This window comes from Mesorhizobium sp. M1D.F.Ca.ET.043.01.1.1, from assembly GCF_003952385.1.
Classification (GTDB): domain Bacteria; phylum Pseudomonadota; class Alphaproteobacteria; order Rhizobiales; family Rhizobiaceae; genus Mesorhizobium.
In genome coordinates this window covers 4,275,520-4,297,697 of record NZ_CP034444.1, presented here as the reverse complement: position 1 = coordinate 4,297,697, position 22,178 = coordinate 4,275,520, and the positions used below count along the sequence as shown (strand labels likewise).

General features: G+C 64.9%; 17 protein-coding genes and 1 riboswitch. Of the genes, 6 read left to right on the top strand and 11 right to left on the bottom strand.

What is annotated here, in order from left to right:
* Positions 1-92: 92 nt before the first annotated feature.
* Complete coding sequence (locus EJ067_RS20825; RefSeq protein ID WP_126087142.1) at positions 93-866, bottom strand: amino acid ABC transporter substrate-binding protein; 774 nt, start codon at positions 864-866, stop codon at positions 93-95.
* Between the two features lie 306 nt (positions 867-1,172).
* Here EJ067_RS20825 and EJ067_RS20820 point away from each other — a divergent pair, with 306 nt between their 5' ends.
* Entirely contained in the window at positions 1,173-2,036 is an 864-nt protein-coding gene (locus EJ067_RS20820) for an RNA polymerase factor sigma-32 (protein ID WP_126087141.1), read from the top strand.
* A gap of 180 nt (positions 2,037-2,216) precedes the next feature.
* A complete protein-coding gene (locus tag EJ067_RS20815) occupies positions 2,217-4,256 on the top strand; it encodes a caspase family protein (protein ID WP_245467993.1) in 2,040 nt (679 codons plus the stop codon).
* Between the two features lie 91 nt (positions 4,257-4,347).
* On the opposite strand, the gene EJ067_RS20810 is transcribed toward EJ067_RS20815, so the two are convergent.
* The 4 genes from EJ067_RS20810 to thiB form a co-directional block, all read right to left on the bottom strand.
* Entirely contained in the window at positions 4,348-5,790 is a 1,443-nt protein-coding gene (locus EJ067_RS20810; RefSeq protein ID WP_126087140.1) for a M48 family metalloprotease, read from the bottom strand.
* 207 nt (positions 5,791-5,997) lie between these two features.
* Positions 5,998-6,759: a thiamine ABC transporter ATP-binding protein gene (gene thiQ / locus EJ067_RS20805; RefSeq protein ID WP_126087139.1), complete on the bottom strand. Its 762-nt coding sequence runs from the start codon at positions 6,757-6,759 to the stop codon at positions 5,998-6,000.
* On the bottom strand, positions 6,756-8,378 hold the full coding sequence (thiP, locus tag EJ067_RS20800; protein WP_126087138.1) for a thiamine/thiamine pyrophosphate ABC transporter permease: 1,623 nt from the start codon (positions 8,376-8,378) through the stop codon (positions 6,756-6,758). The genes thiQ and thiP overlap by 4 nt, the downstream gene beginning before the upstream one ends.
* 249 nt (positions 8,379-8,627) lie before the next feature.
* A complete protein-coding gene (gene thiB / locus EJ067_RS20790) occupies positions 8,628-9,638 on the bottom strand; it encodes a thiamine ABC transporter substrate binding subunit (protein WP_126087136.1) in 1,011 nt (336 codons plus the stop codon).
* 42 nt (positions 9,639-9,680) lie between these two features.
* Positions 9,681-9,795, bottom strand: a riboswitch (TPP riboswitch).
* A gap of 147 nt (positions 9,796-9,942) precedes the next feature.
* On the opposite strand from thiB, the gene EJ067_RS20785 reads away from it, so the two are divergent.
* Genes EJ067_RS20785 through EJ067_RS20775 form a run of 3 tightly spaced genes read left to right on the top strand, consistent with a single transcriptional unit; the run spans position 9,943 to position 12,699 of the window.
* Positions 9,943-10,587, top strand: coding sequence for a thiamine diphosphokinase (locus tag EJ067_RS20785; RefSeq protein ID WP_126087135.1), 645 nt, complete (start codon positions 9,943-9,945; stop codon positions 10,585-10,587).
* Position 10,588: 1 nt separating this feature from the next.
* On the top strand, positions 10,589-12,409 hold the full coding sequence (locus EJ067_RS20780) for an ABC-F family ATP-binding cassette domain-containing protein (protein WP_126087134.1): 1,821 nt from the start codon (positions 10,589-10,591) through the stop codon (positions 12,407-12,409).
* Positions 12,410-12,456: 47 nt separating this feature from the next.
* Positions 12,457-12,699 (top strand): type II toxin-antitoxin system CcdA family antitoxin, encoded by a 243-nt coding sequence (locus EJ067_RS20775; RefSeq protein WP_126087133.1) that lies wholly within the window; start codon positions 12,457-12,459, stop codon positions 12,697-12,699.
* Positions 12,700-12,730: 31 nt separating this feature from the next.
* On the opposite strand, the gene EJ067_RS20770 is transcribed toward EJ067_RS20775, so the two are convergent.
* Both EJ067_RS20770 and EJ067_RS20765 read right to left on the bottom strand, forming a co-directional pair.
* Positions 12,731-14,563, bottom strand: coding sequence for a hypothetical protein (locus EJ067_RS20770; RefSeq protein ID WP_126087132.1), 1,833 nt, complete (start codon positions 14,561-14,563; stop codon positions 12,731-12,733).
* Between the two features lie 70 nt (positions 14,564-14,633).
* Positions 14,634-15,932 carry an adenylosuccinate synthase gene (locus tag EJ067_RS20765; protein ID WP_126087131.1) on the bottom strand — a complete coding sequence of 433 codons (1,299 nt, stop codon included), beginning with the start codon at positions 15,930-15,932 and terminating at the stop codon, positions 14,634-14,636.
* Positions 15,933-16,163: 231 nt separating this feature from the next.
* On the opposite strand from EJ067_RS20765, the gene EJ067_RS20760 reads away from it, so the two are divergent.
* Positions 16,164-17,102, top strand: coding sequence for a DMT family transporter (locus EJ067_RS20760; RefSeq protein WP_126087130.1), 939 nt, complete (start codon positions 16,164-16,166; stop codon positions 17,100-17,102).
* 85 nt (positions 17,103-17,187) lie between these two features.
* On the opposite strand, the gene serA is transcribed toward EJ067_RS20760, so the two are convergent.
* The 4 genes from serA to EJ067_RS20740 all read right to left on the bottom strand — a co-directional run bounded on the left by serA (position 17,188) and on the right by EJ067_RS20740 (position 22,109).
* The gene (serA, locus tag EJ067_RS20755) at positions 17,188-18,789 is read right to left on the bottom strand and encodes a phosphoglycerate dehydrogenase (RefSeq protein WP_126087129.1); all 1,602 of its coding nucleotides are present in this window, start codon (positions 18,787-18,789) and stop codon (positions 17,188-17,190) included.
* 64 nt (positions 18,790-18,853) lie between these two features.
* Positions 18,854-20,029 carry a phosphoserine transaminase gene (locus tag EJ067_RS20750; RefSeq protein WP_126087128.1) on the bottom strand — a complete coding sequence of 392 codons (1,176 nt, stop codon included), beginning with the start codon at positions 20,027-20,029 and terminating at the stop codon, positions 18,854-18,856.
* Between the two features lie 194 nt (positions 20,030-20,223).
* A complete protein-coding gene (locus EJ067_RS20745; protein ID WP_126087127.1) occupies positions 20,224-21,084 on the bottom strand; it encodes an outer membrane beta-barrel protein in 861 nt (286 codons plus the stop codon).
* Between the two features lie 206 nt (positions 21,085-21,290).
* Positions 21,291-22,109, bottom strand: a complete 819-nt coding sequence (locus EJ067_RS20740) for an outer membrane protein (protein WP_126087126.1) — start codon at positions 22,107-22,109, stop codon at positions 21,291-21,293.
* Between the last annotated feature and the right edge of the window lie 69 nt (positions 22,110-22,178).

Here is a 22,178-nt window from a genome sequence, read left to right as displayed (position 1 = left end):
AGCGTCTGCCCGCTATCTGGATGACTATCACGCAAAAACCGGCGGACCGTCAAAGACGGCCCGCCGGGATCAAAAAGAACGAAGCTGGTGTCTTACTGCGAAACGTCCTGGCCGAAATAGGTGTCGGCGATCTTCTTGTAGGTGCCGTCGGCCCTGATGTCGGCCAGCGCCTTGTTGATCGCCGCCACCAGTTCCGGATCGCCCTTGCGCACGATGACGCCGGAATAGTCCGCGTTCTCTTCCTGCGCGGCGATCTTCACACTGGCGTCGGGCTTGTGCTTCTTGAAGTCGAGGAAGGACAGGCTGTCGTTGATGGTGGCGTCGGCGCGGCCGGTGAGCAGCAGCTGGATCGACTGGTCGAAGCCGTCGGTACCGACCAGCTCGGCGCCGTTCTTCTCGGCGAGCTTGCCGAAATTCGAGGTCAGCGACTGCGCCGCCTTCTTGCCCTTGAGATCGGCGAAGGTCTTGATGTCGCTGTTGTCGCCGCGCACGATCAGCACCGCCTTGGAAGCGATGTAGGGATCGGAGAAATCATACTTGGCCTTGCGCGCGTCGGTGATGCCGACCTCGTTGATGACGGCGTCGTAGCGGTTGGCGTCGAGACCGGCGATCAGGCCGTCCCACTTGCCTTCGAGGAATTCCACCTTGACGCCGAGCTTCTCGGCGATCGCCTTGGCGATCTCGACGTCGAAGCCGACCAGCGCGCCGGATTCGTCATGATAGGTGAAGGGCGCGTAGGTGCCCTCGGTGCCGACCTTGATGACCCCTGCCTGCTTGATCTGGTCGAGATTGGCGCCGGCGTGACCGGCTGTAACCGCCAGAACGTGCAGCGTTCCGGCGACGAGGAGCGATTTGAGCCATTTCATTTTTCTGTGATCCCGTTTTGACCGGTGCCCCGGCGCAGTGTGAGAGCCGCAAACTGACAGATAGATGTCCGCGAAATAAGGAACCAGATTTCAAACATTGGCTCGGCCAGAAATCTGATCCTCAAAATCGATGCAAATCGCGACAGGCAAGCGCCCGGGATCGATAACAAAACCGTGCGAGGCGCAATGCATGCGCGCCTCCGCCGCACGGAACCATCCATGCGCCTGACACGTTGCAGGCTGTTGTAGGGCGCGGCAGCGTCTTTTCAACCGCCATCGGCGCAACGACCTCCAAGAGGAGCCCGCATGATCGAGGATGTGGCAGGACGGACACTGGTCCGGGCGGCAATGAAGGCTCCCTATCTCGAGCGCGACGAGGAGCATCTCCTGGCCATACGCTGGAGGGAGAAGAACGACCAGGACGCGCTACACATGATCACCGTCGCCCATATGCGCCTGGTGATTTCGATGGCTTCCAAATTTCGCCACTACGGCCTGCCGCTCGGCGACCTGATCCAGGAAGGCCATGTCGGCCTGCTGGAGGCCGCGGCCCGCTTCGAGCCCGCCCGCGAAGTGCGTTTCTCGACCTATGCCACCTGGTGGATCCGCGCTTCTATGCAGGACTATATCCTGCGCAACTGGTCGATCGTGCGTGGCGGGACGAGTTCGGCGCAGAAGGCGCTGTTCTTCAATTTGAGAAGATTGCGCGCCCGGCTCGCCAATGGCGCCGAGCCAATCTCCAACGCCTCGCTCTATCGCGAGGTCTCGGCCGCGCTCGGCGTGCCTGAGGCCGACGTGGCGATGATGGATTCGCGCCTTTCGGCTCCCGACAGCTCGCTCAACGCGCCTTTGGCCGACGAGAACGGCGCCGCCGAACGGATGGATTTCCTGGTCTCGGAGGATCCGCTTCCCGACGAGGTGGTCGGCGAGACGATCGACATCGAGCGCCGCGCCATCTGGCTGAAAAGCGCGCTCGGCGCGCTCAACGCCCGCGAGCTCCGGATCATCGAGGAGCGCCGGCTGAGCGACGACGGCGCCACCCTGGAATCGCTCGGCGAAGCGCTCGGCATCTCCAAGGAACGCGTCCGCCAGATCGAAGCGCGGGCCATGGAAAAGCTGCGGGTGGCGCTGGTCAAGCAGAACCCGGAATTCCTGGCGGAAGCAGCCTGAGCAGCAACTTGAAGTTGCTGACGCCAAAATATCTATAAATATCTACAAACCCAAAATATATCGCGAACGCAGCGACCTTTCTTCTTTTCCAAATCGGCGTATTGTGAATTCTTTAACAGACCCGCGGGCCGCAACTGGTCTTTGTTGAGCCAACAGACCATAGCGGATGGGGGATTTGCCATGCTGCGATGCTACGCGTTCCTTGCGGCCCTGATCCTCATGGGGTTCACGGCATTCGAAGCTCACGCCGATCGCAGGGTTGCCTTTGTGATCGGCAATTCCGCATACCAACAAATCCCGGCGCTTAAGAATCCGGACAGGGATGCTCGTGACGTGGCGAACACGTTCCGCTTGGCCGGCTTCGACGTGTTCGTCGCCAGGGATCTCACCAAGCTGCAGTTCGAGGAGCAGTTCCGCAACTATCTCGCCGCGGCGGACGGCGCCGATCTCGCCGTCGTCTATTATTCGGGCCACGGCTTCCAGATCGGCGGCGCGAATTTCCTCATTCCGGTCGATGCTTCGCTGAAGGCCGCGGCCGACGTCGAGGTCCAGGCGATCAAGCTTGACGACGTGCTGGAGCAGTTGCGCTCCAAGTCGAAGATCCAGGTGATCATCCTCGATGCCTGCCGCAACAATCCGTTCCCGCGCAAGGACTATTGGCTGCGCGACCAGCTGATCGTCGCTGGCGACACCGGCCTGGCGCAGGTGAAAAGCTCGCTGAACACGCTGATTGCTTTCGCCACCGAGCCGGGAGCGGTCGCCTATGACGGCGCCGGCAGCCTCAGCCCCTTCTCATCCGCCTTCACCCGCCGCGCGCTGGCGCCGGACCAGGAGATCCGCGCCGTGATGGCGGCCGTGCGCCGCGACGTGGTCAAAGCCACCAACGGCAAGCAGGTTCCCTGGGAAAACTCCTCGCTGATCGACGACGTGGTGTTGTTGCGCGGCCCGAGCCAACCGGCGCCGGAGAAAGTCCAGCCGTCGGCCATCGAGCCTGGCGCGCTGAACCTGCCCAGCGGTGCCGCCGAGGCGATCGAAAGCCGCGACATCAGCATTCCAGTCGGCGTTGGCCCGGTTTCATTGAAGCTGGACTTTCCGATCGGGGATCCCGCGGTCAGCCTGAAGCTGGCGAGCTATCCGGCAACCGGAATGCTGTCGTTGCCGGATCGCACATTGCCGCCTCAATCGAGCCTGACGGCCGATGAAGTCGACAATCTGCGTTACGAGCCGCAGATCGGTTCGGCAACTCCCGTCGAGGTTGGCTTCGAAATCCGCGCCGGCAACGCGTCCAGGTCGGCGACGATGAAGCTGTCGCCAAGCCTCAACCCCTGCGACCAGGCCGCGGGCGCGCCGCTGGACCTGCAAGGCGTCGTCGGCGGCAGGTTGCCGAACGAGATCGGCGGCGCGGCTGTCGAGGCTTGCGAGGCGGCGGTGACGGCCTACCCCGATGTCGCTCGCTTCCACTATGAGCTGGGGCGGGCGCTGCTGGCGGCCGGCAAGGTCGATGAGGCCAGGAAGGCCATCCAGGATGCCGCCGACAAGGGGCATGTCCGCGCCGTCTTCGAGCTCGGCTCCATCGCCTCGTCCGGCATAGGGACGGCCGTGGATCCAACGAAAGCGAGCGGCTTCTATTCGCAAGCTTCCGACAAGGGAGACCCCTACGCCATGGCCGCCTGGGGACGCGCCTTGTTCAATGGCCTCGGCGTCCAGCGCGATACCGGCAAGGGGCTGGACCTTCTGCTCAAGGCGGCGGCGATGGGGCATATCAATGCCATGAACGATCTCGCCCTGATCTTCCAGGAAGGCCGCAATGGCGTGCCCGCCGACCCGGGCCGCGCCCTGGCTTTCCTCAGAGCCGGCATCGAACGGCAAGGCGTGTATTCGATGAGCATTCTCGGTCTTCCCGCGCGCAGCACGCTGACGGCAGCGGTGTGCAAGCCCAAGGTCGTGCGGAAAATAGTCACCAAGATAAAGGTGGTCCGCATACCCACGCCAAAGACGCCACCGGTCGTCGAGGTACCGGTCAAGCCGATACAGAACGATACCGGACCGGCGCCTTGGCGCGGCAGTAACGGCGATCACTCGGAGCACTCCGGCAGCGGCGGCTCCGATGACGGAAGCTCTGAAGGCAGCAGCAGTGGCAGCTCTGACACCGGCGCCAGCACCGGCTCCGACACAGGAAGCACCGGCGGCTTTGACGGAGTCAGCTCCGGGCTCTTCTGACGGATACCAACAGCGTTGGCATGCGCGGCGCCAATCGAACAGGCGGCGCCGAGTCGTCTTCGCGCAAACCGCCTGAATGCGGGCGCCGGCCCTACCTGTCGGTGACGATCTTGACCTTGTCGCCGGCCGATACGGTCGCGCCGGGCGACATTGCATTGAGCACGCGAAAGAGGTCGAGCTTGCGGTCGACGCCGACCATCTGGGCGGCAAGCGTGCCCATGTTCTGGCCCGGCTGCACGGTGACCACCCTGATATGCAGTGGCTTCAGCGCCGCCTTCTCGGCCGCGCTCAGCGTGCGGAACGAACCGCTGACCGAGCGCGCGACCGGCTCCAGCGCGCTGCTGGCCGAAGGCGCGGCGGTGAGCAGCCGGTAGACCTGCCCGCCGGCGCGGATGACCGCGATGTCGAACTGCCAGCCTTGCGCGCTGGCATGCGCCATCGCCGCCTCGTTGCCGTTGACCGTTTCCTGGCGCACGCTTGAGTCTTCAAGTCCGGCGACCCAGCCGCTTCGGATGTAGTCGGTCAGCGACACCGACTTGTCGATCGCCACGCCGTCGAATCGGATGGCAATGTCGCCCGGACCGGTGGCGGTCACGGCGGCCGCCGAATTGTCGATGACGAAGCCGTCCGGCACCGAGAACGAGACGCCGAGGCCCGGATGCAGGAAGGTCTGCCCGCGCACATAGCCTTCTTCCGGCGTGTCGCCGTAGAGCAGACCGTCAATGCCGGCGAGGAAGGCGTCGCGGTCGCGCGTGCCGACGCCCGGTGGCCCGAAATTGCGGGCAAGGCGCTGCGCCAGCTCGATGCGCTGCGGCGTGTTGGGGTGCGTGGCCAGGAAGTCGAGGCTGGCATCGGTGGCGCCGCTGACCGAGCGGAAATCGGTATAGGCCGACATCGACTGCAGGAAGCGGCCGGCGGCATAGGGGTCATAGCCCGCCTCGCCGATCGACTTGATGCCGATGGCGTCGGCCTGCAGTTCCTGGTTGCGCGAGAACTGCGCCAGTTTCAGCTTGCCGCGGATGAGCGCCGCCTTGGCGGTCGGGCTGTCGCCGAGCACGTCGGAGACCACCTTGGTCGCCAGCCCTTCCTCGGCCTCGAGCTGCTGCCGCTGCAACCCGTGATTCGCGGTGACGTGGCCCATCTCATGCGCGATGACGGCCGCGAGTTCCGAGGAATCGTTGGCAAGCGCCAGGAGCCCGCGCGTGACGTAGAGATAGCCGCCCGGCAGCGCGAAGGCATTGACGTTGGGCGAATTGAGAATGGTGATGCGATAGGTCTGGGTCGGGTTGGCCGACACCACCGTCAGGTTGCCGACGACCTTGGCCACCATGCGCTCGAGCTTCGGATCGGAATATTCGCCGCCATAGGTGGCGAGTATCCGCGGATGCTGCGCTTTCGCCATTTCGGCGAGCTTGGCGTTGGCGACGACGTTGTCGACCGTGATCGGCTTGTCAGAGGGCTGGAAGCCGGACTCCTGCACGTCCGGCGGCGTGAACATCTGGCAGCTCGCCAGCGCCACGGCAAAGCCGGCCATCGCGAAAAATCGCGCCAGCGGCCTCGTCCACACTTTCTCGATGCCGGTCGTCAGATCGGCTTCCTTTCGAAATCTTTCGGCAAATCACGGCCACTCCGGACCAGCATGGCCGGACCTAGCCACACTCCCCCGGACAAGGCAAGCAAACGCCGGATTACCCGCAGCCGGTTTGGCCGTAAATTATGTCCGCTTCCGGGCAATGTGTTGTCATCCGGCAACGCTGCCGCCTCGATCGCCGATATAGCGCCGGAAGGCGACCGGTCCAGAGCCGTCGAAGAAATCGGCGGCCGACCCCGTTGCCGCGACCCTGCCCTCGTCCACAAACACGATCTCCTGACCGATGCGGCGCGCATCCTCCGGCTGGTGCGTGACGAAAACCACCGTCATGTGCCGCTCGGCATGGATGCCGGCCACAAGGTCGAGCATGTCGTCGCGCAGCGCAGGACCAAGCGAGGCGAAAGGCTCGTCGAGCAGAAGCACAGGACGGTCGCGCAGCAGCACCCTTGCCAGCGCGACGCGCTGGCGCTCGCCGCCCGAAAGCTCGCGCGGCAGCCGCTTCTCCTTGCCGGCAAGGCCGACGCGCCCCAGCGCCTCCGAGACCGAATGACGGTCGGCGGCAGTGAGCTTGAGCGATGGCGAGCGGCCGAGCCCGACATTGCCCTCGACCGAAAGATGGGCAAACAGATTGTTTTCCTGGAATACCATCGACACCGGGCGCGCCCAAGGCGCAGCAGTGCCGACATCGATGCCGCCGATCAGCACCTTGCCCGCATCGGGCGATTCGAAGCCGGCGACCAGGTTGAGCAGCGTCGATTTGCCTGAACCGCTTGGCCCCATGACGGCGGTGATCCTGCCGGCGGCGAATTCGGCGTCGAAGCGGAATGACGCCTCGCCATAGCTGAACGAAACGCCCTTCAGCGCGACGGCGAGCGCCTTCTGTGCCGCAATCCCGTCGGTCGTCCCTGTCATGCCGTTGCTTCCCGCCCCAGCCAATCGGCGGCGACCACCAGCATCAGGCAGACGAGGCCGAGCAGCAAGGCCAGCCCCGCGGCGTCAGCGGTCCGGTAGCTGCCCATGCGCGCCAAGAGGAGATAGGGCAAGGTCTGCACCGAATCGCTGCCGAACAGCGCGATCACGCCGAGGTCGCCGAGCGACAGCGCCATGGCGAAGGCGAAGCCCGTAGCGAGCGGCCGTCTGAGCGCCGGCCAGTCGACCAGGCGCAGCCGGTTGCAGCCGGAAATGCCGAGCGCCAGGCAGAGGCGCTCATGACGCTCGCTCGCCGCATCGTAGGCCGGGCGAACGGCGCGGATGGCGAACGGCATCGCCATCACCGCGTTGACGGCAACGACCATGACCGGCGCGATGGCGAACACATCGGTGATGGTGCGCAGGGCCAGGAACCAGCCGGCGCCGACCACGATAGGCGGCACGACGAGCACGAAGCCGGCGCCAGTGTCGGTGGCATGCTCGAGCAGCGACGTGGCGCCGCCCGCGCGCCGCCGCAGGGCCAGCGCGCGCCGGGCGGCGATCAGCGCCAGGGACAGCGCGACGCTTGCCAGCGCCGACAGCAAAGCAAGCCCGGCGCTGGTGAGCGTCGCCCGGCGCACCGCCTCCTCGCCGGCCAACCGTCCGAGATCGGCCTTCAGGCCGGCCAGCACGGTCGCCGCCATCGGCCCGGCGACGAACAGCAGGGCAAGCGCGATCAGGCCGGCATTCAGCACCGTCTCAGCCTGGCCTGCCGCAAGATAGCGCCGTGGCGCGACGGGCAAATTGGCGTCGCCGACCGTGTTGGCGCCGAGCCGCGTGAGCATGGCGACCACGACAAAGGTCAGGACGATCTGGAGAAACGTTAGTGTCACGGCCCGCGCGGGATCGAAATCGAAGCGCAGCGCCTGGTAGATGGCGACTTCCAGGGTCGTCGCGGCCGGTCCGCCGCCCAGCGTCAGCACGATGGTGAAGGAGGTGATGCAGAGCATGAAGACCAGCCCGGCGACGCCCGGCAACGTCGCGCGCAGCGCCGGCCATTCGATCAGCCGCAACGCCGGCCAAGCCCCCATGCCGAGCTGGCTCGCCAGCCGCCACTGGTCGGCCGGCACGGTGCCAAGCGCCTCCAGGAACAGGCGCGTGGCCAAAGGCAGGTTGAAGAAGACATGCGCGATGAGGATGCCGGAAAGGCCATAGATGCCAGGCCATTCCCCGGCGCCAAGACTGCCGAGGACGCCGGCAAAGTAGCCGGCACGGCCATAGAGTGCCAGTATGCCGAGCGCCGCCACGATTGCCGGCAGCGCCAGCGGCACGGCGAAGAGCTGCAGGATCAGCCGACGGCCCGGAAAGCCCGGATGCCTGGACAGGGCGCGTGCCACCAGCAGCGCCGGCGCGACCGACAGCAATGTCGACAGCAGCGCCTGCCACAGCGTGAAGCGGGCGACGCGGAACAGGTAGCCATCGAAGGCGGCGAGAGCGCCGGACAGGTCGTTCGCGCCTTCGAGGATGAGCCCGGCGAAGGCGCCGCCGATGAGCACGGCGATTGCCGCAAGGGCGACGATGCCGGCGGTGACGCGGGAGTCAGGGCGCGGTGCGGACTGCACGCTGCACCACGTGGGCAGGGCTGAAGGCTAGCGAACGCCGCGTTCCTTCGCGCCCCCCTCTGTCCTGCCGGACATCTCCCCCACAAGGGGGGAGATCGGCAGCTTTGGCGCCCCACTCTTTCCTGCACCGTCGGCGATTGGCGAAATCGCCGATGACAACCGATCTCCCCCCAAGTGGGGGAGATGTCCGGCAGGACAGAGGGGGGCGCCGTAGAGCAATCATCTTGGAAGGATAATAACCAAGACCACCTACTTGCTCATCGCCGCCAGCCACTCGTCCACCCAGGCCTTGCGGTTGGCCGCGACCTCTTCCGGGCTGAACAGCAAGGTCTTGGTCGGCTTCACCAGTTTGTCGAAGGCCGGGTTGAGCGGCTTGTCGGTCTTGCCGGCCGGGAACATCCAGTTGGTCTCGGGGATGACGTCCTGGAATTTCGGTCCGGTCATGAAAGCGATGAATTTTTCCGCCAGCGGGTTCTTCGCGCCCGTGGTGGTGATGCCGGCGACCTCGATCTGCAGGTATTCGCCCTCCTCGAAGGACGCAGCCTGGTAACGTTCGGTGCTCTCGGCCACCATGTGGTAGGCCGGCGAGGTGGTGTAGGACAGCACCATCGGCGCCTCGCCCTTGGTGAACAGGCCGTAGGCCTCGCTCCAGCCGGGCGTCACGGTGAGCACTTTTGCCTTGAGCTTCGCCCAGGCTTCCGGCGCCTTGTCGCCATAGACCGACTTCACCCACAACAGCAGCCCCAGGCCCGGCGTCGAGGTGCGCGGATCCTGGATGACGATCTTGTCGGCGGCGTTGCCCTCGACGAGTTCCTTCAGGCTTTTCGGCGGGCTCTTCAGCTTCTCGGTATCGTAGACGACGGCGAAGTAGCCGTAGTCGAAGGGCACGAACGTGTCATCGCTCCAGCCGCCCGGCACATTGTTGCCGGACACTTCGCCATGCGGCGCGAACAGTCCGCTCGCCTTGGCGTCGGCCGTCAGGTTGGTGTCGAGGCCGAGCACGACATCGGCCTTGGTGCCGGCGCCCTCCAACTTGACGCGATTGAGCAGCGCCACACCGTCGGCGACGGAGACGAATTCCAGATCGCAGCCGCATTCGGCTTCGAATTCCTTCTTCACCGCGGGTCCCGGACCCCAGTCGGCGGTGAAGCTTTCATAGGTATAGACGGTGAGCTTGTCCTTCGCCTCGGCGGGCGCGATGCCTGCCAGAAGTGAAACAAAGCCTATCGCGAGAATAAGCCGGGACAACAATGAGCGCATCGGCGCCTCCTTCGTTCGCGTTAAAGGAATTGAGGCGTCGGATGGTCCGAAACGTCTAATCCCTCCGCCGGTACAAACCGGATCAGGTTCAGCGGGTTGGCTTTGTCGCCTCTCAGCCGGTTCGCTAAGTCAGCGTCCGGCACCCCGTTAGAGCGTTTCGAGACATAGGCCCGGCCGATGCGGCGCGCAAGCGGAAGTTTGCCGGGGCATCCAATGCATCACGGCCTATTCTGGAACGCAGCGCCGTTTGGTTTGGATGCGCCTGGCTTCCGTTTCACGACCGGGGCTGGTAAGGGCGACGCCCATGGGCACATTCACCATCCTGCTTGGCGGCGACCTCGTCCGCACGCCTCGGCTCGATCGCCAGATCGAAGGCTCCCGCGTCATCGCCGCCGACGCCGGCATCGGCCATGCCCGCATGCTTGGGCTGATCCCTGAGCTTTGGGTCGGCGACTTCGACTCGGTGCCGGCGAACCTTCCGGCCGACCTCGCCGCCGTGCCGCGCAAGATCTTTCCGGCCGAGAAGGACAAGACCGATGGCGAGCTGGCCATCGCCGAGGCGCTCGCGCGCGGCGCCACCAGCCTGGTGCTGGCCGGCGCCTTCGGCGGCAAGCGCGCCGACCATGCCTTCCTGCATCTGGCTCTCGGCGTGCGGCTGGCCGAGGCGGGCACGACGGTGCTGCTGACCAGCGGCGCCCAGGAAGGCGTGCCCATCCTGCCCGGCACAGCCGGCTTCGACTACGCCGACGGCACGCTGTTTTCGGTGCTGGGCTTTTCCGAGCTCGCCGGCCTGACGGTCTCCGGCGCCAAGTGGCCGCTTGACCGTGTCGAGGTGGCGTTCGGCTCCTCGCTCACTATATCAAACGAGGTCAAGGGCCGGCTCGAGATCGCGCTCGAGCGTGGCCGGGCGCTTCTGCTCGCCCATCCCTATCCTCTTCCCGAAAGCTGACATGGCTCCGCCTCTTCTCAATCTCGACGGCATAAAACTGACGTTTGGCGGCACGCCGCTGCTCGACGGCGCCGCGCTCAGTGCCTCCGCCGGCGAGAAGATCGCGCTTGTCGGCCGCAACGGCTCCGGCAAGTCGACGCTGCTCAAGATCGCCGCCGGGCTGATCGAGCCGCAGGATGGCGAGGTCTTCCGCCAGCCTTCGGCGACGGTTCGCTATTTGCCGCAAATGCCCGACATGGACGGCTTTGCCTCTGTGCGCGCCTATGTCGAGGCAGGGCTGGGCCCGGCCGACGACCCGCATCGCGCCACCTATCTGATGGATCATCTCGGCCTGACGGGGGAGGAACGGCCGAACGACCTTTCCGGCGGCGAGGCGCGCCGCGCGGCGCTTGCCCGCGTCATGGCGCCCGAACCCGACATCCTGCTGCTCGACGAGCCGACCAACCATCTCGACCTGTCGGTCATCGAATGGCTGGAAGAGGAGCTTGCCCACACCTCGTCCGCCGTCATCCTGATCTCGCACGACCGTCGCTTTCTCGAACGCGTCTCGCGCGCCACGGTCTGGCTCGACCGCGGCCAGACGCGGCGGCTGGACAAGGGGTTTGCGCATTTCGAGGAATGGCGCGACCAGGTGCTGGAAGAGGAAGAGCGCGAGCAGCACAAGCTCGGCCGCCAGATCGTGCGCGAGGAGCATTGGCTGCGCTATGGCGTCACCGCCAGGCGCAAGCGCAACATGCGCCGCCTCGGCGAGCTGCAGACCATGCGCCAGCGCTTCCGTAGCCATCGCGGCGCCGAGGGCACCGCGACCATGGTGGCGAGCGACGCCGCCGAATCCGGCAAGCTGGTGATCGAGGCCAAGAGTATCGAGAAGAGCTTTGGCGACCTCACCGTCGTCAAGGGTTTTTCGACCCGCATCCAGCGCGGCGACCGTGTCGGCCTGGTCGGCCCCAACGGCGCCGGCAAGACGACGCTGCTCAAGATGCTTACCGGAGAGCTGACGCCGGATGCAGGCACAGTGCGGCTCGGCGTCAATCTGGAGATCGCGACGCTCGACCAGAAGCGCGAGGCCGTCGACCCGCAGGAGACGCTGGCGCATTACCTCACCGACGGCCGTGGCGAGAACCTCGTGGTCAATGGCGAGCAGCGCCACGTCGTCTCCTACATGAAGGATTTCCTGTTCAAGCCGGAACAGGCGCGCACGCCTGTGCGCGAGCTTTCCGGCGGCGAGCGGGCGCGCCTGCTGCTGGCCCGCGTACTGGCCCGGCCGGCGAACCTCCTGGTGCTCGACGAGCCGACCAATGACCTCGACATGGAGACGCTGGAGCTGTTGCAGGAACTGGTCGCCGGCTTTGCCGGAACCGTGATCCTGGTCAGCCACGACCGCGATTTCCTCGACCGCACCGTCACCAGCGTGATCGCGCCCGACGGCGGCGGCCGTTGGATCGAATATGCCGGCGGCTATTCCGACATGCTGGCGCAGCGCGGCGGCTCGAGGCTTGAAGAGCGCCGGGCGAAGTCCAAGGCCGAAACCGCCGACGCGGGCGTTGCGCCCAAGGCCGAGCTGACCACCTCGAAAGGGCCGGCGAAGAAACTCTCCTTCAAGCAGAAATTCGCGCTGGAATCGCTGCCGAAGAAGATCGAGGCGGTGACGGCTTCGATCTCGCGGCTGGAGAACAACATCGCCGATCCGTCCTTCTACGAGCGCGATCCCGTCTCGTTCCAGAAGACCATTGCGGCGCTCGACAAGGAGCGCACGACGCTGGCCGGGCTTGAGGAGGAATGGCTGGAGCTGGAGATGCTGCGAGAGGAGATGGAGGGGTAGCGGCTTGCCTGCGAACTTCCATGCGTCCTACGATCGGAGGCTCCAACATGTTTCGGCCCAGCTCCAGACCTGAGCGGAAATCGATCAGAATTTCGATCGACCCTCGACTAATTGAAGAAGCCAAGGCAGTGGGTATCGACATCTCCGCCGTCTCTGAAGCGGCTATTGCGACAGCCGTCTCGGCCGAAAAGACGCGTCGATGGCAAGAAGAGAATAGAGAAGCCATCGATAGCTCGAATGACTACGTCAGGCGCAACGGACTACCCTTAGCCAAATACCGGCTGTTTTGATGCGGTAAAATCCGAGGGGTCGTCCCGTTCCTCACCCCGAAGTCTTCGTCGCCCAGGCCTTCAGCGCCTCATCGAAGACCTTCTCGCCGGGAATGCCCTTTTCCATGGTGAGGAGCGCCCGACGTCCGGTCTTGTAGACCACCGGCACGTCGATCCAGTCCTGCCCCCTGAGCAGCGTCAGGTTGGCGTCCTCGTCGGCCTTGGTGTCGTTGAGCGCGACGAGGAAGAAGCCGTCGGCGATCTTGGCCGGGATGCCGATCAGCGGGCTGCCGGCGTCCTGCTCGGAGCTCTTCATGGCGATGCGCAGGATATTGTCGACGCCGCCGCCGTCAAACCCTTCCGGCGTCAGGAAGATCATCTCGATGATGTGGCTGGCCGGCAGCGTCTGGTCGGTGTTGCGCCGGATGGTCATGCGCAGCTGGATGTCCTTGCCGGGTATCGTCGCCTCGGCGCGGATCGCCGGCTCCGGCGGCAGGTCGCCGCCCGGCGATTCCTGCACCAGCGACCAGACGATGCTGCCGGGCTCGGCCGTGCCTTGCTGGGTGCTGGTGCGCTCCTCATAGAAGATCGCCTTCTGGCCGACCGGCACGGTCGCCTGGGCCGTCGCCGGCGCAGGCGTGGTTCCGGCGGCGGGTGCAGTTCCGGCGGCGGGAGGCGTTGTGCCGGCGGCGGGCGGGGTCGTAGCCGCTGCAGGCGGTGTGGTCCCGGCTGCCGGTGCAGGCGGATTGGCCGCGGCATCTGCAGGCGCCGGCGGCGTTGTTCCCGCGGCGGGCGCGCTCGGCGTCTGTGCGGCTGCGGCCGGCGGCGTGGTCGTCGCAGGCGCGGCCGGCGGAGCCGTCGTCGCAGGCGCGGCCGGCGGAGCGGTCGTCGCAGGCGCGGCCGGCGGCGGCGTGGTCAGCGCGGCCACGGATTCACCTTCGCCGATGGTGCTCTGTCCGCCTGCCGGGCCGGGATCGATCTCCTTGCCTTCAGGCGTCAGGCGCTGGGTGAACTTTGTTTCGGCCGGTTCGTTGGCGCCGGCTGCGTTGGCGCCCCCGGCGGGCGGCGCCGCCGCCGTCTCGGTAGCCGGCTTTGCCGGAGCGGGCTTCACCAATGGCTCGACCGAGACAGTCTTGCTGCCGCCGCCGTTCAGGCCGAGCATCGAGCGGAACGCATCCTTGTTCAGCCAGACGCCATAACCGCCGCCGCCCAGCACCAGCAATGCGATGACAGCGGCGATCAAACCGCCATAACTGCGCTTGCGCGCCGGCGACCGCAGCCGCTGAAAATTGTCCGGCGCCGGCTGCTCGTCACTGGCGAAGACATCGCTGCCGTCGTCCGGTTCGGCAGCGTTCATGCCGGGCAGGCCGACATCGTCCTCGCGCGGCGAGGGCATCGGCGGCGGTGCCGCGGGCACTTTGTGCCAGCCACCGGGCTCCGTCTTCGTCGCGCCTTGCCAGCTTGGCTCGGTTTTTGGGGTGCTTTGCCAGCTTGGTTCCGTTTTGACCGGAGCCGGCGCCGGGTTGAACGGTTCCGGCTTGGCGGGTTCGGGCTTCGCCACGGACGGCTGCCGGACGTGGCTCGGCTGGTTCTTGTTGCGGTCGATCGACGAGAAGATATGCTCCAGCTCCGCCAGCGGGTCTTCTGCCGGAGCCGGCTTGGGCGCCGGAGCGGGCTTGGCATAATCACGCTCGACGCTGGAAATCGCGTCTTCCAGCGAGCGCTTCTGCCTGCTGACGACATCGGCGGACAACGGCGGAGAATAGTTCGCGAGCTGCTTCGCCAGTGCCGCACGCGCATTCTCGTAGATCCGCTTGCGCAGCTCGGACGAGGGCTCGCCGTGCTTCTCGAGCTGCTTCTTCAGAACACCAACGAAATCTGCCATGCGTCAGTCGACCTGCATTCTTTCCCCGGCTGGCCGCAAATCAGCCGTAGCGCCGGGAAGGGCTGTGAAACTAGTCTTGAAACGGGTCGGTCACAAGTATCGTGTCGTCCCGCTCCGGGCTGGTGGAAAGCAGCGCAACCGGCGCTCCGATCAGCTCCTCGATGTAGCGGACATATTTGACGGCTTGCGCCGGCAGATCGTTCCAACTCCTGGCGCCGGCCGTCGTCCCCTTCCAGCCTTCGAGCGTCTCATAGATCGGCTCGACGCGCGCCTGGGCGCCCTGGCTGGCCGGCAGATAGTCGATCAGTTCGCCATCGAGGCGGTAGCCGGTGCAGACCTTGATTTCGTCCAGCCCGTCGAGCACGTCGAGCTTGGTGAGCGCGATGCCCTTGATGCCGTTGACGGCCACCGCCTGGCGCACCAGCACCGCGTCGAACCAGCCGCAGCGGCGCTTGCGGCCGGTGACGACGCCGAATTCGTGGCCGCGCGTGCCGAGGAATTCGCCGATCTCGTTCTTCTGCTCGGTCGGGAACGGCCCTTCGCCGACGCGCGTCGTATAGGCCTTGGTGATGCCGAGCACATAACCGATCGCGCCGGGACCGGTGCCGGAGCCGGCGGCCGCCTGCCCCGCCACCGTGTTGGATGAGGTGACGAAAGGATAGGTGCCGTGGTCGATGTCGAGGAGCGTGCCCTGCGCGCCCTCGAACAGGATGCGCTCGCCGGCGCGACGCTTGTCGTCGAGCACCTTCCAGACGCGGTCCATGTAGGGCAGGATCTCGCCGGCCACCGAGGTCAGCTCCTGCATGATCGCCTCATGCGTCGCCTCGGCATGGCCGAGCCCGCGGCGCAGCGCGTTGTGGTGCGTCAGCAGCCTGTCGACTTTCAGGGGAAGGGTTTCCAAATCCGCCAAATCCATCACCCGGACGGCGCGCCGGCCCACCTTGTCCTCGTAAGCGGGGCCGATGCCGCGGCGGGTCGTGCCAATCTTGGTTCCGGAATTCGAGGCGGCGTCTTCGCGGAACCCGTCCAGTTCCCGGTGCAACGACAGGATAAGCGCGGTGTTTTCGGCGATTTTCAGGCGCTCGGGCGTCACCTCCACACCCTGCTCCTTGAGCTTGGCCATCTCCGCGACGAAGGCATGCGGATCGAAGACCACGCCGTTGCCGATGATCGACAGCTTGCCCTGCCGGACCACGCCTGACGGCAGGAGCGAAAGCTTGTAGACCTTGCCGTCGACGACCAGCGTATGACCTGCGTTGTGGCCGCCCTGGAAGCGCACGACCACGTCGGCACGTTCCGACAGCCAGTCGACGATCTTGCCCTTGCCTTCGTCGCCCCACTGCGAGCCGACGACCACCACATTGGCCATGTTCTTTTCCCTTGAGATGCCGCCTTGGCGGCTTGAAACGACAGGCCTCTATAACCTCATGTGCATGCCGATGCGACCCCTTCTTTGCCGCCGAAACCAGCCCAAGGCGCATCAAGCCAGACGCAACAAGCCAGGCACAACAAATTCCGGCTTTCGCATCATTTACTTGGCCTGGCCGTCGCCGTAGGCCGGCTCCGAACTTCGAACGCGCCTCCCATGCCGGATCAAGCGATGCATCGAGCCGCCTATCTGTTCCTTCTCGCCACCATGCTGCTATGGGGCGGCAATTCCGTGGCCGGCAAGCTTGCCGTCGGCCATGTGTCGCCGATGACATTGGTTTTCCTGCGCTGGGTGCTGGCGGTGCTGATCATGCTGCCCGTCGGCTGGCGGGCTTTTCGCGAGGATTGGCCGGAGCTGCGCCGGCATTGGCGGCTGATTGCCGGCCTCGGCGCCTGCGGCTTCACGATCTTCAACGTCATCTTCTACACGGCGCTGAACCACACCACCGCCATCAACGTCTCGATCTTGCAGGCAGCCATACCGATCGTCATCATTCTCGCCAATTTCGCGCTGTTCCGGCTGCACGTGCAGCGCCTGCAGATCGTCGGTGTCGCGCTGACCATTGTCGGTGTCGCCATCATCGCGAGCCACGGCGATCTCAGCCAGTTGCTGAGGCTCGATCTCAATTTCGGCGACGCCATCATGCTGGTCGCGGTTCTCTGCTACAGCCTCTATTCGGTGGGGCTGCGTCTGAAGCCGGCCATCCGCTGGCAAAGCCTCATGCTGGCTTTGTCGCTCGCCGCGCTTTTGACCTCGTTGCCGTTCTTTGTCTGGGAAGTGGCGGCGGGTCGCGTCATCGCTCCGGACGCTCGGGGATGGACTGTCGCGTTCTACACCGCGCTCGGCGCGTCCGTCGTCTCGCAGATCTTCTACATCAGAGGCAATGAATTGATCGGCGCCAACCGCGCCGGGCTGTTCATCAACCTGGTGCCGATCTTCGGCACGCTGCTTTCGGTGCTGATCGTCGGCGAGCAGTTTCAGCTCTACCAGGGCCTGGCGCTTGCGCTCGTGCTGGGTGGCATCGCGCTCGCCGAATACAGTGGCAGAAGGGCAATCCTGCAGGCATCGCCCCCACCTTCTCTAGGCATGTCAAGCGGCAGCCAGAGATAGCCGCCTCGATGAGGATGAGGTCGGACGAGGTTTGGCTTGTTGAAACGTCCGCCTGCGCAGGCGGACGTTTCCGATACCCGCCTGCTCAGGCGCTGCCGACGTCGAAGTGGAGCGGCTTGGCCGAGTCGATCGACTTGTGCTCCCGCAACTGGTCGAGCACCTTTTCCGGGAACGGCGCGTCGAGATAGAGCAGCGCGATGGCATCGCCGCCCGGCCGGTTGCGGCCGAGCTGGAAGTTGGCGATGTTGACGCCGTTCTCGCCGCAGACGGTGCCGAGCAGGCCGATGATGCCGGGGGCGTCGGCATTGGTCGTGTAGAGCATGTGCTGGCCGACCTCGGCGTCAAGGTTGATGCCCTTGATCTGGATGAAGCGCGGCTTGTGGTCTGAGAAGCAGGTGCCGGCAATCGAGCGCGTCATGTGCTCGGTCTTGACGGTTAGCTTGATATAACCGTCGAAGACGCCCGACTTGTCGCGCTTGACCTCGGCGACGATGATGCCGCGCTCCTTCACCATGATCGGCGCCGACACCATGTTGACGTCGGAGACCTGCGGCCGGATCAGGCCGGCAAGGGTGGCGCTCACCAGCGCGCGCGTGTTCATCGTCGCGGTCGATCCGTCGAACAGAATCTCGACCTCCTTGATCGGATCCTCGGTGACCTGGCCGACAAAGGCGCCGAGCACCTCGGCCAGCTTGACGAAGGGTTTCAGCCGCGGCGCTTCTTCCGCCGTGATCGAGGGCATGTTGATGGCGTTGGAAACGGCGCCTTTGATCAGATAGTCGGCCATCTGCTCGGCGACCTGCAGGGCGACATTCTCCTGCGCCTCGGTGGTCGAGGCGCCGAGATGCGGGGTTGCCACGACATTCTCCATGCCGAACAGCGGATTGTTCTCCGCCGGCTCCACCTCGAAGACGTCGATGCCGGCGCCGGCCACCTTGCCGCTCTTCAGCGCGGCGACCAGATCGGCCTCGACGACCAGCCCGCCGCGCGCGCAATTGATGATGCGCACGCCGTCCTTCATCTTGGCGATCGCGGCCGCGTCGATGATGTTGCGCGTCTTGTCGGTCAGCGGCGTGTGCAAGGTGATGAAATCGGCGCGCGCGAAGAGCTCGTCGAGCTCGACCTTCACGACGCCGAGCTCTTCGGCGCGGCTGTCTGACAGGAACGGATCGAAGGCGATCACATGCATCTTCAAGCCGACGCCGCGCGTCGCAACGATCGAGCCGATATTGCCACAGCCGACCACACCCAGCGTCTTACCGGTGATCTCGATGCCCATGAAGCGGTTCTTTTCCCATTTCCCCGCATGCGTCGAGGCATTGGCCTCCGGGATCTGGCGCGCCAGCGCGAAGATCATCGCCACGGCATGCTCGGCCGTGGTGATCGAATTGCCGAAGGGGGTGTTCATCACGATGATACCCCTGCGGCTTGCCGCCGGGATATCGACATTGTCGACGCCGATTCCGGCGCGGCCGACGACCTTGAGCCTGGTTGCGGCATTGATCAGCTTCTCAGTGACCTTGGTCGCCGAGCGGATGGCGAGGCCGTCGTACTGGTCGATCACTTCGAGAAGCTTTTCCTTGTCCTTGCCGAGATCGGGCAAGTAGTCGACCTCGATGCCACGGTCCTTGAAGATCTGCACGGCGGTGGTTGAAAGTTTGTCCGAGACGAGAACGCGGGGCGCCATGGCGGCCTCCTTGATGGAATTGGATGGGTCGGGGAAATGGCGGCCCGCGGGGCCGCCACGGAACTCAGGCCGCTGCCTTGAGCGACGCCTTCTGCGTGGCGAAGGCCCAGTCGAGCCAGGGCAGCAACGCTTCGAGGTCGGAGGTCTCGACGGTCGCGCCGCACCAGATGCGCAGGCCGGGCGGCGCATCGCGATAGGAGCCGATGTCGTAGGCGACGCCTTCCTTGTCGAGCGACGACACGATGCCCTTGGCGAAAGCCGCCTGAGCGTCGGCATCGAGCGCCGCGACATCCGGATCGGTGAAGGACAGGCAGACCGAGGTGTTCGAGCGCGTCGCCGAATCGACGGCCAGATGGCCGAGCCACGATGATTTGTCCACGAACCGGTCGAGCACCGCGGCGTTGGCGTCGGCGCGGGCGATGAGCGTCTCCAGGCCGCCGGTCGACTTCGCCCAGTTGAGCGCATCGAGATAGTCCTCGACGCACAGCATCGACGGCGTGTTGATGGTCTCGCCCTTGAAGATGCCTTCGATCAGCTTGCCGCCCGAGGTCAGGCGGAAGATCTTCGGCAGCGGCCAGGCCGGCTTGTAGGTCTCCAGCCGCTCGACGGCGCGCGGTGAGAGGATCAGCATGCCATGCGCGCCCTCGCCGCCCAGCACCTTCTGCCAGGAGAAGGTGACGACATCGAGTTTTTCGAAATCGAGCCGTTGCGCGAAGGCAGCCGAGGTGGCGTCGCAAATGGTCAGGCCGCGGCGATCGGCCGGGATGAAGTCGCCGTTCGGCACGCGCACGCCCGAGGTCGTGCCGTTCCAGGTGAAGACCACGTCGCGGTCGAAGTCGATCTGCGTCAGGTCAGGCAAGACGCCGTAGCCGGCCTCGAACCTGCGCACGTCGGCGAGCTTGAGCTGCTTGACCACGTCGGTCACCCAGCCGGAACCGAAACTTTCCCAGGCGACCATGTCGACGCCGCGCTCGCCGAGCAGCGACCACAGCGCCATCTCGACCGCGCCGGTATCGGACGCTGGCACGATGCCGATCCGGTAGCCGGCGGGAACCTTGAGGATTTCGCGCGTCAGCTCGATTGCCTGCTCGAGCTTGCCCTTGCCGATCTTGGCACGGTGGGAGCGTCCGAGCGCAGCGTCTTTCAGCGCCTCGGCCGACCAGCCGGGACGTTTTGCGCAGGGACCTGAGGAGAAATTGGGATTTGCCGGACGGAGTCCGGGCTTGGTAAGCGTCGTCATCGTGGTCTATCCTTCCAGATAGTGGCCCCTCGTTGGGGAGGGGTGGCCCACGGACGGCGATATTCTTTCAGCCTTTCGGCGTCAAGAGCAAAGTTTTTGTCGCTGGCAGGATATTCGTCAGGTTTTTCACTACACGGTGAAACGACAACGGCGGATCGCTGGATCCGCCGTCGACATTTCCGGACTTTCGTTTCTCACCAGAGATCGTAGCGCAGCCCGAGCTTGACCGTCTGATAATCGATGCCCTTGCGGATGTTGAAAGCGCCGCCGTCATAGGCGACGTATTTGGCGCCCGGCACCGAAAAATACTCGTAGCCGAGATCGACGGAGACATTCTTGGTGACTTGGTAGGACAGGCCCGCGCCGATCGAATAGGCGAGATTGAACTTGGCCGCAGTGTCGGTCTGTCCTTCATAGCCGGCAGGATCGTCGCAGAAGAATCCCCCCGTGCCGGCGTTGTTGGTCGGGACTTCCACGCAGTCGCGTGCGCCGATGCTTCTGTAGTATTTGTTGTAGGCGACACCGATGCCGCCGCCGATATAGGGCGTGAGCCCGACATAGGTGCCCAGGTCAACATAGCCGTTGGCCATGATGCTGTAGCCCTTGTTGGAGGCGTTGTCGGAGAGATCGCAGGCCTGGCTGGCCGGCACGGAATTGATCGTTCCGAAACCGTCGTCGACAAGCGTGTGCCCGTCGCAGGTTGCTCCGAGCTTTTCACTCGCCGCGAATTTGTCGGTCGGCAGGATTCCGCCGTTCAACTCGACCCGAAGATAGTCGTTGAAGTGATAGCCCATGCCGATGCTGCCGCTGAACAGGCTGGACTCGTCGGAAAATGTGTTGAGCGGACCTGACGATACTTCCTCGTGCTTGAACGGATTGCTGAAGGCGTAGCCGACGTCGCCGCGCAGGTACCAGCCCGAGCCCACCTCGACCGGCTGGTAGTCCGGCGCCTGGTCGACATAGATCGGCGGGTCGTAGTCGGCCGACACCGCCTGTGTCGCCGGCATCAGCACGATTGCGGCGAGCGCCAGTGCGATACGCGATTTTGATGTCATGGTCCCCGGCTCCTGAAGTTGGCGCCAGTCGCGAACGCGAGCACAGCTGCCGTTTCAGGGAGCATTGTTAACCATAGTGGTTAAGTGCCGGTTAAGGATAACAAGCGGTTACCGAATTGATTTCGATGAGATTTTACCGGCGGCTCACAAACGGAAGCCGCCCGGCTGGCGCCGGGCGGCTCGCAAATTTCAGGACGCGGAAGAGACTACTTGGTGTAGATCGGCTCCGGCTCAGGCTGATAGGCAACCACCGGCGCGGCGCAGCCATTATTGCCGCCAAACTGATAGCGCAGACCGCCGCGCACTTCATGCGTGTTGAGGCCGTGGTCGAAACCCGGTCCGGAGCTGGTCGTATCGAATTCGAACATGCGCCCACCCTGGATGTGAGTGAAGCGATAGCCCGCATCGAGGATGATCTTGTCTGTGAGGCAGTAGGAAGCGCCTGCCATGAGCGCGTAGGCGAAGCGCCAGTTGGACGACCCGGGGTTGGTTTCGGTGGTATTGGGATCGCGCACCGTATCCCACTTGATCCTTGCGCCGCCGATGCCGGCGCCGACATAAGGCGTGATGCCGTGCCACGTGCCGATATCCACATAGGCATTGGCCAGCAGCAGCAAGGCGCTCATCCTCGACACCTCGGTCGATGTCGTGACGAGATCCGAGGTCTGGCCGTTGAAATCCGACTTGAACCAGTAGTCGGCAGTCAGATCAGTACGGAGATAATCATTGATCTTGTAGCCGACGCCGGCGCCGACCGAGAACCCGCTCTTCAGGTCGCCGAAATCGAAATCGTTGGTGCCGGGCGGCGGGCCGTAGGTGATGTAGTCGATGCTGCCCAAATTCGACCAGTGATAGTCGATGTCGCCGCGGATGTACCAGCCGCCGACATCGACCGGCTGAGCCTCGACGACGGGCGGCGGCGCCTCCTCGACCGGAGGCGGTTCCGCGAGGTCGGCGGCGAGCGCCGGTCCGGCCACCCCCGCAAACAGCGCGGCAAACAATGCCATTCTTGCTGTATTCAACATGCTGTCACCCCTAAGAAGCCTCGGGACGACACCGCCCGAAGATGAACCTCGGCGTGGATAATGAATTGC

Bases quoted from the DNA above. Each gene is read 5' to 3' on its own strand.
- EJ067_RS20780 (WP_126087134.1), top strand. From the start codon at position 10,589: ATGGCTCCGCCTCTTCTCAATCTCGACGGCATAAAACTGACGTTTGGC.
- EJ067_RS20770 (WP_126087132.1), bottom strand. From the start codon at position 14,563: ATGGCAGATTTCGTTGGTGTTCTGAAGAAGCAGCTCGAGAAGCACGGC.
- thiQ (WP_126087139.1), bottom strand. From the start codon at position 6,759: ATGACAGGGACGACCGACGGGATTGCGGCACAGAAGGCGCTCGCCGTC.
- EJ067_RS20765 (WP_126087131.1), bottom strand. From the start codon at position 15,932: ATGGCCAATGTGGTGGTCGTCGGCTCGCAGTGGGGCGACGAAGGCAAG.
- EJ067_RS20750 (WP_126087128.1), bottom strand. From the start codon at position 20,029: ATGACGACGCTTACCAAGCCCGGACTCCGTCCGGCAAATCCCAATTTC.
- EJ067_RS20745 (WP_126087127.1), bottom strand. From the start codon at position 21,084: ATGACATCAAAATCGCGTATCGCACTGGCGCTCGCCGCAATCGTGCTG.
- EJ067_RS20740 (WP_126087126.1), bottom strand. From the start codon at position 22,109: ATGTTGAATACAGCAAGAATGGCATTGTTTGCCGCGCTGTTTGCGGGG.
- thiB (WP_126087136.1), bottom strand. From the start codon at position 9,638: ATGCGCTCATTGTTGTCCCGGCTTATTCTCGCGATAGGCTTTGTTTCA.
- EJ067_RS20815 (WP_245467993.1), top strand. From the start codon at position 2,217: ATGCTGCGATGCTACGCGTTCCTTGCGGCCCTGATCCTCATGGGGTTC.
- EJ067_RS20785 (WP_126087135.1), top strand. From the start codon at position 9,943: ATGGGCACATTCACCATCCTGCTTGGCGGCGACCTCGTCCGCACGCCT.
- EJ067_RS20825 (WP_126087142.1), bottom strand. From the start codon at position 866: ATGAAATGGCTCAAATCGCTCCTCGTCGCCGGAACGCTGCACGTTCTG.
- EJ067_RS20775 (WP_126087133.1), top strand. From the start codon at position 12,457: ATGTTTCGGCCCAGCTCCAGACCTGAGCGGAAATCGATCAGAATTTCG.
- serA (WP_126087129.1), bottom strand. From the start codon at position 18,789: ATGGCGCCCCGCGTTCTCGTCTCGGACAAACTTTCAACCACCGCCGTG.
- EJ067_RS20760 (WP_126087130.1), top strand. From the start codon at position 16,164: ATGCATCGAGCCGCCTATCTGTTCCTTCTCGCCACCATGCTGCTATGG.
- EJ067_RS20820 (WP_126087141.1), top strand. From the start codon at position 1,173: ATGATCGAGGATGTGGCAGGACGGACACTGGTCCGGGCGGCAATGAAG.
- EJ067_RS20810 (WP_126087140.1), bottom strand. From the start codon at position 5,790: ATGGCCGGCTTTGCCGTGGCGCTGGCGAGCTGCCAGATGTTCACGCCG.